Here is an 11,557-nt window from a genome sequence, read left to right as displayed (position 1 = left end):
ATAGTGCGAGCCATTAAGGTACAATCGCCATCAATATAGTACCAATTGTAAGAGTAAGTATTTATTGCCATGCCTATGGATATAGACCAAATTCGCGCACTGTCGAACGACGATATGCAAGCGGTTAATGCGCTGATTCAACAACAAGTAGATTCTGACGTAGCACTAATTAACCAGCTTGGCTTTTATATCGTAAATAGTGGCGGTAAACGCTTACGTCCTCTTCTTACCGTGCTAAGCGCACAAGCAATGGGCATTCAAAACAACGACCATCATACGTTGGCCGCCATTGTTGAATTTATACATACCGCTACTTTGCTGCACGACGATGTTGTTGACGAGTCGACCATGCGCAGAGGGCGTGAAACGGCAAATGCCGTGTTCGGAAACCAAGCGTCAGTGCTCGTGGGTGACTTCTTATATACCCGTTCTTTCCAGATGATGGTAAGCCTTAAGCGTATGCGAGTTATGTCGATTCTGTCTGAGGCAACTAATCAGATTGCCGAAGGTGAAGTACTGCAGCTAATGAATTGTAACGACGCGAACACCACAGAATCTCGTTACTTCGACGTGATCTATGGCAAAACTGCGCGTTTGTTTGAAGCGGCAACGCAACTTGCGGCGGTTTTAACTGACCAGAGCGAAACGATAGAACACGCCATGCAAGAGTACGGTAAGCATCTTGGTACCGCGTTTCAATTAGCTGATGACTTGCTTGATTACATGGCTGATAGCGAAGAAATGGGCAAAAATGCGGGCGACGACCTTGCTGAGGGTAAACCCACGCTGCCACTGTTATACGCCATGTGGCATGCGGAAAACGAAGACGATAAAACGCTCATTCGCGAGGCTATTGAACAGAGTAACGGTTTGCCACACCTAACAAAAATACAAGGCATAATGGAAGCTACGGGTGCGCTGGACTACACCAGACAATGCGCACATAACGAAGTAAAAATGGCAATAGACAGCCTTGCGCCTATTCCAGACTCTGACTATAAAGAAGCGCTAATCTCTCTAGCTCACATTTCAGTAGAGCGCACCAGCTAAAAAGCTGGTGCCGTTTAAAGGCAACGCAGCTCTCGATGCTAACTCTCCAGCATGTAGCCCACTACCCCCACTAAAAACCCTAGTATTCCTCCTAGTGGCGGTAGCCAGTGGTTTTCCATTCGTATTTGCGGTGCAATATCTTGAAAAACAGAATATAAGATCCCGCCTGCAGCGAAGAGCATAATGCCGCTAGTAATAACCGGAAATTGAGATAAAAAGAAATAGCCAATTAAACTGAAAATTGGCCCTAATAACGCCATTAATACAAAAATGATAATCAGCTTATTGCTGCGCTTTTTATTTTTCGGCAGCATTTCTCGGTAAGCGTTAAAACCTTCAGGTAAGTTTTGTACCGCAATTAGCGCCCCCAAAAGCAACGTAGATCCGCCAAGCGCTGCTGTTGCTCCCAATGCAATAGACTCGGGCACAAAGTCGCTCAGCATAGCTGCAAGCTGACTACCAGCAGTTTTCTTTTTTGCCAAAAAGATATCGAGTGACATAAAAGCTAGTGAGCCACTTACAAAACAGGCTACTACCCCAAACACTGATAAATCCATTGCCCCTTTAGGCACTAATACCAACCCAACCGCTGATATCAAGGCTCCCGCTCCCAACGCCAAAATACCGTGTCTCAGCTCTTGTTCCAACCACTGTGGTTGAATACTTTTGCGCGTTGAAAGCATGGCGCCGGCAGGCATAGCTAAACCTGCAATAGTAGCAACAAGAAGTAAATTGATAAGGCTTGAATCAAACATAGTGCTGCCCTTCCGTTGTGCAAACATTATATGCGAAGGCTAACCGTTTTTTATCAAAATACGTTAGCGGCTTCAGGAAGCTCGTAAAACGAAGCTGTATAACAAAGCTATAAAATAAACTAAAAAGAGCAGCGTATAGCTGCTCTTGTGTTTTTATAACCATTTCGACATTCTTGCAAATACCCAATGAAACTATAAAGGCAATTAGTTAAGCCCTAGGTCGCGGGTCATATTTTCGTTTTTGTCACGATGAACAATTATATTGTCCTCTATGCGGATCCCGCCGAATGGTTTGTAGGCTTCTATCGTGTTCCAATTGATGTATTTCGAGGCTGGCGTTGCTTTTAAGTCTCGCAGTAAACTCTCGATAAAATATAGTCCGGGCTCGATAGTGAACACCTGTCGCGGCTCTACCACTCGTGTACAACGAAGAAAAGGATGATCTTCTGGCGCAGTCTTAGGCGTGCCTCTGTCATCATTAACTAAGCCACCAACATCGTGTACCTGCAAACCAAGAAAATGACCTATTCCATGAGGGAAGAAAGTGCGAGTTATCCCCATCTCAACAATTTCTTGAGGCGTTAGGTTAACAACCCCAGTGTCATGAAGAATTTGCGCAATTCCATCATGAGCAAGCAGTTGAATATCGGTGTATGCCACACCTGGCTTTAAATTATCAGCAAGGGTAAGGGTTACCTTATCTACTGCTTTAATAAGATCTGCAAATAACGATGATTGTTGACTGTAGGTTCTCGTTATATCGGCGGCATAGCCGTTGTAGGTAGCACCTGCATCAATAAGAAAAGAGCGTGAAGTGCTAGGAGCAATATTGTCACACTGCATGTAATGCAAAATAGATGCGTGCTCATTTAACGCCACAATACTGGTGTAGGGAACATCGTTGTCGCCCTGTCTGCAAGCGGTTGCATAGGCTAAATTGATATCGAACTCGCTTTTCCCTTCTCTAAAAGCCTGTTCTGCCGCGCGATGACCTGCAACGGCCAGCTTATTTGCCTCACGCATGCAGTCGAGTTCGTAGTCTGTTTTGTAAGCACGCTGATAGTGCAAATAGTGTAGTACTCTATCTGGGTTTACATTGTCGAACCCGAGTGCTTTAGCAACTTCAATATACTCGCCAATATAGGCCATACGCGACTTATCGTAAGGAAGGTGTTTTTCAACTGCATCAGCTTGTTTAAGCAGGATGATATTAAAACTGTCTGTCCAGAAATCGTTAGGCTCTGGCGGTACTTTGTGCCAAAAGTCTTCAGGACGATAAAAGATAAGTGTGGGCTTGTCTTCGCCGTTGACTACCAGCCAACAGTTGGGGTTGTCGATGACCGGCACCCACGCTTTGAATTGCGGGTTCACCTTAAAAGGATAGTGATTGTCATCTAAAAATAGTCGTTTTCCCTGACCCGAATGAATAACCAAGCCATCGAGCCCTTCACGCTGCAAAGCCTCGCGAGTTCTCGCCTGTAATTCTTCTATATGCTGTTCGTAGGTTGCTTTATGGTGCGACATAGCCCCTCTTATCTTTCTCGTTAATTGTTCTATTTGCGTTGCTTTTCTATTTGTACTTTCCACTCGACGTTAAGTATAACATGAGCCGTTGCTCATATTTATCCTGCCACGATAAACTGCAGTTTTGAGATGCCAACTTGCTTAAAATCTCTCTGCATTGATGGCTCTCAAAGACCTTATTTTTGAATCTCAAACTTCTAATATGCACATAAAGCACACCTATTACTCACTTTAAATAAGCGTCAACTCGCAGTAACTTAAGTGCTATTTTAAGTGATACTAACTAGGCTACTTTGGTGCCAACTGCACTATGCCTGTTACAGGGTGTGTACTTACAGCCTCTGCCGAGGGGATCAGATCGGAAGTAAGTTGGGGAAATATATTATTATTACCCCCTAATTGTTGTTCGTATATATGTTGATATGCCATTACAGCTTTCACATAAGCTCGGGTTTCTTTGTAAGGTATATTTTCAATCCAAATATCGACGGGAAGGGCTTCATTTTCTGGTAGCCATTCCAGCACTTTTCTCCAACCAGCATTGTAAGATGCAGAAACCAACACCGGATTGTTATTCAGTTTATCCATAAGGTAACGAAGGTACTGGACGCCAAATTCAACGTTTTCGTTAACATTGAAAAGTTGGCTTTGACTCACTTTGGCTTGCGCAACGTATTTTGCAGTACCTGGCATAAGCTGCATTAACCCCGCCGCGCCTACCGGTGAAATGGCATCGCTTCTAAATGAGCTTTCTCTTCGAGCAATGGCCATGGCGAAAGAGGTAGGAATATTATGCAGCTGCGCTTTTTCACTAAATACCTCGTTAAACGCAAGTGGGAAGCGTCTTCCTACATCGTCCCAGTAGCCACTGCGAGCAAAGCTGCTGATTGCTTGGTCGTAAAGCCCCCATTCATAGGCCAAAATTCCCGCGTCGGTAACCTGTTCATTCGGAATATGCGTGAGTAAGTAGTACCACTCCCTCCTCGCCTCGGTAGCACGGTTTAAACGAAAAAACTCAACCGCCCTAAGTGTGGCTGGTGTGGTTGCTAACTTCGCGATTGTGGCAACATCTTTGGGTGCAGGGTTATTTTTAAGAGAAGGAAAGGCGTTAATACGAGCACTTGCCATAAAACCATAGTAGTGGCGCTCTTGTGCTAACTGACGATACAACACGGTGGCCTGCATAGGTTGGCCAGTTTGTTCTAGCGCCCTGGCCAACCAATAACGATAGTTTGCTTTGTTTTTCAGAGACACGGGCGCCTGCTCGATAATGCGAATGACCTCATCGAACTGCTGTGTACGCAACAGGTGAGAAACATGCCATAGCTTTATATCGTCACTGGCACCCGGTATGTCGGCGTATTCTAACCACTCATGCGCCTGCGGAAGCTTTTCAAGGGTAAAGCTAAGTGCAATAGCTCGATTGATAGCGTGGCGCTGTGCATCAGAAAATACGCCTTGACGCTGATATCTTTGATAAACCTTTTCTGCCAAAGCGGGCTTTTGCCAGGCCAATTTTTCAAGAGCCCAAACCATTGCTTCTACTTCACTTGGTTTGTTTTTTAACGGGAATAACCCTCTTTTCTGCACATTGCTAACGTTGCGAGTAACGGCTAACCAGATATCTGCAATATATTGATATTTAGCGGGTAACTGGCGCTTTAGGTAGTGAATAATACGGCGATTCTTTTCTTTCGCTGCAATTTCAATGCGCTTTATCACCATGGTAGATGTCATTAGGCCAGCTTTCTTCCACTTAGAGAAAAGCGGGTCGCACTCATCGGGTTGAGACTGCCCGCTTAGCCACAGCGCATCAACCTCTCGCAGTACTTTAGCCACTGGCTCTGCTCCTTGCAGGCGGTAGTTAAGTGCAACACAAGTGAGCCTTGCCCCCATTCCGCTGCGGTAGCTATCTAAAAATGCGTTTCGGTGATTATGCTTCGCCAAATAACTAAGCCATTTGTAACGTAACCCGTAGCTCACAGGCTGACCGCGGTAGTCCTCTAAAAATTGATTCACTTCGCGCTTAGTAGCAATTGACATTGTGCGCTCTAATTTCAAACGCAAAAGGTAGGGGTATAGTGGATAGTCGGCTAACGCATATATTTCACCATCAAAGTCATTCACGCGACGTCGAGAATAAGTGCGTAACTTCTCTTCTAAATTAAGAAAATGCTGACGCTGTTGTGCATATACATCTTGAGGAAGCGTTAATGTATGGCCTGGAAGTGGCTGAGCGACGGTATGGGGTATTACCACTACTGACAGTAATAGATAAACTAACAATGCTGGTGCATGTTTAGATAAATGAATGGCTTTAGACACAAAAAGTCTCCTACCCTTTATTGAATTCAAACTGGCCGATGACTTACTCGACCGCCTGAATTGCTTATTGTATATCGCCAATATAGACGACATATTTTGCTGTTTAGGCTCTCACAATGTGAACGTACAGCTTGGCTCCGTGCCAATGAAGATGTTGTGTCGACCGCTATAAACTGTGTACTAATACGGTAGTGAAACTCTAACCGTTAGATATGCGTTACAGCTAAAACAGCCTTATTGCTTATTATTCGTATATTGGATTGGCGCTTTGCGCTAATAATGCTCATTATACAACCACCAATACCGAAATGAAGCGAGAATTCACTATTTGCTCTTGAATTTAAGTCATCCGACCACTACCTTATGACAAATGAAACAGATGTTTGAATTTTTGTTGAAATTTTGTGTGGCTTTGTAAAATATTTAGCCACCCTAACGCGTTAGTAATTTGGTACTACCCTACAACATAGTTGGATTAAATTTACTAACATCCTGGCCAATGCCGAAGGAGATGATAATGATATACACAGGCAAAAGTCTTTCCGTCAGCCTGTTAGATGACGGCTTTGCTGAGCTGGTATTCGACGCCCAAGGTTCAGTAAACAAGTTCGACCGCCAGACGGTTTCAGAGCTTGATGAAGCAACACAAGCTCTTGTTGCCAAAGGTGACATTAAAGGCTTAATAGTACGAAGCGCAAAATCTACATTCATTGTAGGTGCTGATATCACAGAGTTTACCGATCTTTTTGCACTGGAAGACGCTGAAGTACTAGATTGGGTTGCCAATACTTCTCAAGTATTCGACCGCTTCGAAGACTTACCTTTTCCTACTATAGCTGCAGTTAACGGCTTTGCCCTAGGCGGTGGTTGTGAAATGACATTGGCATGTGACATGCGTATTGCAGACACCACAGCGGCTATTGGCTTACCAGAAGTTAAACTAGGCCTTATGCCTGGATTTGGTGGTACGGTTCGCCTACCTCGCCTAATTGGTGCAGATAACGCCCTTGAGTGGATGACCACTGGTCGCGACAGAAAAGGTGCAAAAGCCCTTGCTGAAGGCGCAGTTGATGCAGTAGTAGCACCAGAAGCACTTATTGAAGGTGCGCTTTCAATGGTGAAAGACGCAGCTGACGGTAAGCTTGACTGGCAAGCACGTCGTGCGGTTAAGAAAGCTCCACTACAGCTAAACAAAAACGAAGCTATGATGAGCTTCTCTACTGCTCAAGCCATGGTATTTGCACAAGCTGGTAAACATTACCCAGCACCGCACAAAATGGTTGAGACAGTACAAAAAGCAGCGGGTCTAGACCGTGACGGCGCACTTAAGCTTGAAAACGAAGGCTTTGTAGCGCTAGCGAAAACCGACGCTGCGAAAGCACAAATTGGTATCTTCCTTGCCGACCAGCTAGTTAAGAGCAAAGGTAAGAAGCAAGCGAAAGCGGCAACTAAGCAGTCTAAGCTTAACGCTGTACTAGGTGCAGGCATCATGGGTGGCGGTATTGCATACCAAAGCGCTGTGAAAGGCACACCGGTAGTCATGAAAGACATTAACCAAGGTGCACTAGACCTTGGCCTTTCAGAAGCAGCGAAAATTCTTGGCAAAGGTATGAAGCGCGGTAAAGTTGATGCGACTAAAATGGCGCAAACGCTTAACGCGATTACACCTACTCTTGAGTACAGCACACTTAAAGATGCAGACCTTGTAATTGAAGCGGTTGTAGAAAACCCGAAAGTGAAAGGTATTGTACTTAAAGAAGTAGAAGACAATGTAGCAGACGACGCTATCATCACTTCAAACACTTCGACTATCTCTATCAACCAGCTAGCTGAAAGCTTAGACAAGCCTGAGCGCTTCTGTGGTATGCACTTCTTCAACCCAGTGCATCGCATGCCGCTTGTTGAGATTATTCGTGGCGAAAAAACGTCAGAAGAGACCATCAATGCAGTAGTAGCCGCTACCCTTAAAATGGGCAAAACCCCTATTGTGGTTAACGACTGCCCAGGGTTCTTAGTAAACCGCGTATTGTTCCCATACTTTGCGGGCTTCAGTAAGCTACTTATCGACGGCGCAGACTTTGTTGCGGTTGATAAAGTAATGGAAAAAATCTTCGGCTGGCCAATGGGCCCAGCTTACCTAATGGACGTTGTAGGTATCGACACGGGCGACCACGCAGCAGACGTTATGGCAGCAGGTATTCCAGAGCGTATGGCTCGCCTAGACAACGACCCTGTAACCTTGTTCTACAAAGAAGAGCGTTTAGGTCAGAAGAACGGTAAAGGTTTCTACAACTACGGTGTTGATAAGCGCGGTAAGCCGTCTAAAACACCTGCTGAAGAAGCATACGCACTAATGGCGCCGCACGTAGCTGACAAGACAGACTTTGAAGCAGACGACATTATTGCACGCCTCATGATCCCTATGGCAAACGAAGCAATTCGCTGCCTAGAAGAAGGCATTGTAGATAGCGCAGCTGAAGCAGATATGGCGCTACTTTACGGCTTAGGTTTCCCTCCATTCCGCGGTGGTATTTTCCGTTGGATTGAAACCATTGGCTTGGCGAACTTCGTTGCTATGGCAGACAAGTACGCTGAACTTGGTCCAATTTATCAGATCTCAGACGGCGTTCGTGAAATGGCCGCTGCTGGTAAATCCTATTTCGCATAAGACCCGGAGGAAAATCTAATGAAAGAAGTGGTCGTAATCGATTGCGTACGTACCCCTATGGGTCGTTCAAAAAACGGTGTTTTCAGAAATGTGCGTGCAGAAGACCTATCTGCAGCGCTAATGACCGCGCTACTAGAGCGTAACCCTGGCGTAAACCCAGCGGAAATTGAAGACATCATTTGGGGCTGTGTTCAGCAAACTAAAGAACAAGGCTTCAACGTTGCACGTAACGCGCAACTATTAACACAAATTCCACGCACAACTGGCGCGGTAACGGTAAACCGTTTATGTGGTTCATCAATGCAGGCCCTTCACGATGCAACAAGCGGCATCATGAGCGGCCGTGGTGACATTTACATGATTGGTGGTGTTGAGCACATGGGTCACGTACCGATGAACTACAACATAGACTTCCACCCAGGCCTTGCTAAATACACAGCAAAAGCGTCGGGTATGATGGGTATGACAGCTGAGCTGCTTGGCCGCCAAAACGGTATTACTCGTGAGCAACAAGATGCCTTTGGCGCGCGCTCGCACCAGCTAGCGCACAAAGCACACCTTGAAGGCCGCTGGGCTAACGAGATTGTGCCTGTTGAAGGTCACGATGAAAACGGCGTATTAAAGCTTATTGACTATGATGAAGTTGTACGCCCAGAAAGCACTGCTGAGAGCATGGCGGCACTTCGCCCAGTGTTTGACCCAGTAAACGGCACGGTTACTGCGGGTACGTCTTCTGCGCTGTCTGACGGTGCATCGGCTATGGTGCTTATGTCGGCAGACCGTGCGAAAGAGCTTGGCCTAACACCACGTGCGAAAATTCGCTCGATGGCTGTGGCTGGTTGTGATGCAGCAATTATGGGTTACGGCCCAGTGCCAGCCACACAAAAAGCCCTTAAGCGCGCAGGCCTTACTATGGACGACATTGAACTTGCTGAGTTTAACGAAGCGTTTGCAGCACAGGCCCTCTCGTGCATTAAGCAACTAGGTTGGATGGACCACCTTGATACTAAGATTAATCTTAACGGTGGTGCAATTGCACTTGGTCACCCACTAGGTTGTTCTGGTTCACGTATCTCAGGTACGCTTATCAATCTAATGGAATCACAAGACGTAAGCCTAGGCTTAGCAACAATGTGTATTGGTTTAGGCCAAGGTATTGCTACTGTATTTGAGCGTGTGTAAGCGTTTAAATAAAAGCTTGAATTAGCGCTTGAACAGATAAGTTTTGAAAAGGGCCTTCGGGCCCTTTTTTGTTTCTTTGACGATAAAGCTTAAAACGCTAAATTAGAAAGCGGACTGACTACCCCATTTGCTCCTTGCTGAAGTATGTGTGTATATATTTGAGTAGTTCTAACATCGGCATGCCCTAATTGGTCTTGCACCGTTCTAATGTCTGCACCTGATTGCAACAAATGCGTGGCAAATGAATGACGCAGTGTGTGAGGTGTAACATGCTTAATTATTCCAGCATCAGATGAAGCCCGACTTACAGCCCGCTGTATTTGCTTCTCATCGATGTGGTGTCGTCGTAACAATTTGCTTTCTGGGTCAATACTTAGTTTTGATGCGGGGAATAAATACTGCCATTCCAGCGTTTTATTACGCTGTTGATATTTTTTCCTCAACCCATGTGGAATCCAAGCTCCAGCAAAGTCTGATACCATCAAATCTCGTTGCAAAAGCTTTTCACTTTCACTGATATGGTTCTTCAAAAGTGGAATTAGTGATTCTGATAACGTAACTACACGGTGCTTTCCACCTTTTCCAAACCAAATCCGCACACACTTATAATCAAAATCTATATCTCCCGTTCTAAGACGAACGCACTCCATTAATCGAAGACCACTTCCATAAAGAAGCGCTACCGCCAAATAATGATGGGTAGGCACTCTTCCAAGTAATGTCTTTACTTCTAACCGAGTAAGCACCACCGGCAGTTTTCTTTCTCTGCCGCTCCCCACAAAATTCATGTCGGAAGGTAACGGCTGATCTAAATATTTATTGTAAAGAAAAACTAAAGCATTTAGCGCGGTAGCTTGTGTAGCGCGAGCATTTTTACGCTTAATAGATAAATGCGTAAGGTATGCTTCAACGTGCAGAACATCGAGGTCTTTCGGGTGCTGGAATTTGTAAAAGCGAATGTAATCTGAAATCCAGTTTATATAGGTTTGTATAGTGCGTTTTGCATAGCGTTTGAGCATCATGTGCTCGTATAGGGATTTAATAAACTGAGACTTCATGTTCGACTCCGAAATAAAAGAAGTCTATTTAAAAAATCACAAAGAAATAACTGAATTTAGTACCTGTTTTATTGCAAAGCTATTCACGAAATACCCCAAATTCACCTGCAACCCGATTTGGTATTTTTAGCTTTTGAGCAAAATACACCAAAAACGTATTTTACTAATTCTAACGATAGGTTATGGTTTAACCATATTTAAAACCTAACGGACAAAAACCCCGTTCTGGTTCGTTAAATCGCCCCGTTTAGGGAACGATTAAATTGTTAGCTGCCTTAAGGGAATTTGGCATGAAAAAAATTTTTAAATTACTATGGCATTCAGGCGCTGCCATATTTTGGTTGTGTGCAATTCTGTATATAGGAGCAACTTCAATTGGCATGTTAATGTCCACAGCATGTTCTTGGGACGAAGTTGAAGAGTTGTATTCACCCAACGGAGAATATCGAGCTTATGTGTTACTGGCGGGCTGTGGAGGTTTTACTACGCCATCAACTCAGATATACGTTGAGCGGGTAAAAAGTAGATCCCTGTCTCCTTTTACAATAAATGAGACCGGTCAATTAATAAGGTTAAAAGGTAGGCCAGACCAAGTAAGCTATCAGATTTCTTGGAAAAATAACGAGGAATTTGTAATTTCAGGTTTCGATTTCGAAAAACTGATGGCTTTCGAAAATCAATCTTGGGGGCCAAATCTACCAAGAGTCTATTTTGAAATCGCCGGCAGCTAACAAGCCACTCAAGGCTCTCGCTTCGCTCGTTGGGACGCTAACACATGGGCTGCGTCACTTCGTTCCTAATTTTAGCCCATGTGTTATCGCCCCTTAGTGGGAAGTTAGGTACTTCCCGTTAATTGACAAATCAAGTCGACTAATTACTATACAACTAATAGACTGTGCGGAGAAAGAAATGGACATCATCACTATAGGCACTTTTATAGTTATCTCGGTATGCTTAGGTATAGCGGCGATAATGATACTTGAGCCTAAATGGAT

The 11,557-nt window shown here is 44.7% G+C and carries 8 protein-coding genes; 4 read left to right on the top strand and 4 right to left on the bottom strand.

The features are described from left to right. The first annotated feature begins 75 nt into the window (after positions 1 to 75). The gene (ispB, locus tag CW735_RS02610) at positions 76 to 1,050 is read left to right on the top strand and encodes an octaprenyl diphosphate synthase (RefSeq protein ID WP_071978567.1); all 975 of its coding nucleotides are present in this window, start codon (positions 76 to 78) and stop codon (positions 1,048 to 1,050) included. 38 nt (positions 1,051 to 1,088) lie between these two features. Here ispB and CW735_RS02605 read toward each other — a convergent pair whose 3' ends face one another. The 3 genes from CW735_RS02605 to CW735_RS02595 all read right to left on the bottom strand — a co-directional run bounded on the left by CW735_RS02605 (position 1,089) and on the right by CW735_RS02595 (position 5,654). Continuing rightward, on the bottom strand, positions 1,089 to 1,805 hold the full coding sequence (locus CW735_RS02605) for a ZIP family metal transporter (RefSeq protein WP_100970873.1): 717 nt from the start codon (positions 1,803 to 1,805) through the stop codon (positions 1,089 to 1,091). 204 nt (positions 1,806 to 2,009) lie between these two features. Then, on the bottom strand, positions 2,010 to 3,329 hold the full coding sequence (gene pepQ / locus CW735_RS02600; protein WP_100970872.1) for a Xaa-Pro dipeptidase: 1,320 nt from the start codon (positions 3,327 to 3,329) through the stop codon (positions 2,010 to 2,012). 288 nt (positions 3,330 to 3,617) lie between these two features. Then, positions 3,618 to 5,654 carry a transglycosylase SLT domain-containing protein gene (locus CW735_RS02595; RefSeq protein WP_232368347.1) on the bottom strand — a complete coding sequence of 679 codons (2,037 nt, stop codon included), beginning with the start codon at positions 5,652 to 5,654 and terminating at the stop codon, positions 3,618 to 3,620. 517 nt (positions 5,655 to 6,171) lie between these two features. Here CW735_RS02595 and fadB point away from each other — a divergent pair. Together fadB and fadA are read left to right on the top strand one after the other, a co-directional pair. Beyond that, positions 6,172 to 8,322 carry a fatty acid oxidation complex subunit alpha FadB gene (gene fadB, locus CW735_RS02590; RefSeq protein ID WP_100970870.1) on the top strand — a complete coding sequence of 717 codons (2,151 nt, stop codon included), beginning with the start codon at positions 6,172 to 6,174 and terminating at the stop codon, positions 8,320 to 8,322. An 18-nt stretch (positions 8,323 to 8,340) separates the two neighbouring features. Then, positions 8,341 to 9,504 carry an acetyl-CoA C-acyltransferase FadA gene (gene fadA, locus CW735_RS02585; protein ID WP_071978563.1) on the top strand — a complete coding sequence of 388 codons (1,164 nt, stop codon included), beginning with the start codon at positions 8,341 to 8,343 and terminating at the stop codon, positions 9,502 to 9,504. 89 nt (positions 9,505 to 9,593) lie between these two features. Here the strand turns inward: fadA and CW735_RS02580 are convergent, their stop codons facing one another. Beyond that, positions 9,594 to 10,562 carry an integron integrase gene (locus CW735_RS02580; RefSeq protein WP_071978562.1) on the bottom strand — a complete coding sequence of 323 codons (969 nt, stop codon included), beginning with the start codon at positions 10,560 to 10,562 and terminating at the stop codon, positions 9,594 to 9,596. Positions 10,563 to 10,852: 290 nt separating this feature from the next. On the opposite strand from CW735_RS02580, the gene CW735_RS02575 reads away from it, so the two are divergent. After that, positions 10,853 to 11,293: a hypothetical protein gene (locus CW735_RS02575; protein WP_100970869.1), complete on the top strand. Its 441-nt coding sequence runs from the start codon at positions 10,853 to 10,855 to the stop codon at positions 11,291 to 11,293. Positions 11,294 to 11,557 lie beyond the last annotated feature (264 nt).

Source organism: Alteromonas sp. MB-3u-76, assembly GCF_002831605.1.
GTDB lineage: Bacteria > Pseudomonadota > Gammaproteobacteria > Enterobacterales > Alteromonadaceae > Alteromonas > Alteromonas hispanica.
This window is presented reverse-complemented; position numbering and strand designations above follow the sequence as displayed.

Coding starts and splice junctions, on each gene's coding strand:
- fadB (WP_100970870.1), top strand. CDS start 6,172: ATGATATACACAGGCAAAAGTCTTTCCGTCAGCCTGTTAGATGACGGC.
- CW735_RS02605 (WP_100970873.1), bottom strand. CDS start 1,805: ATGTTTGATTCAAGCCTTATCAATTTACTTCTTGTTGCTACTATTGCA.
- ispB (WP_071978567.1), top strand. CDS start 76: ATGGATATAGACCAAATTCGCGCACTGTCGAACGACGATATGCAAGCG.
- CW735_RS02575 (WP_100970869.1), top strand. CDS start 10,853: ATGAAAAAAATTTTTAAATTACTATGGCATTCAGGCGCTGCCATATTT.
- fadA (WP_071978563.1), top strand. CDS start 8,341: ATGAAAGAAGTGGTCGTAATCGATTGCGTACGTACCCCTATGGGTCGT.
- pepQ (WP_100970872.1), bottom strand. CDS start 3,329: ATGTCGCACCATAAAGCAACCTACGAACAGCATATAGAAGAATTACAG.
- CW735_RS02580 (WP_071978562.1), bottom strand. CDS start 10,562: ATGAAGTCTCAGTTTATTAAATCCCTATACGAGCACATGATGCTCAAA.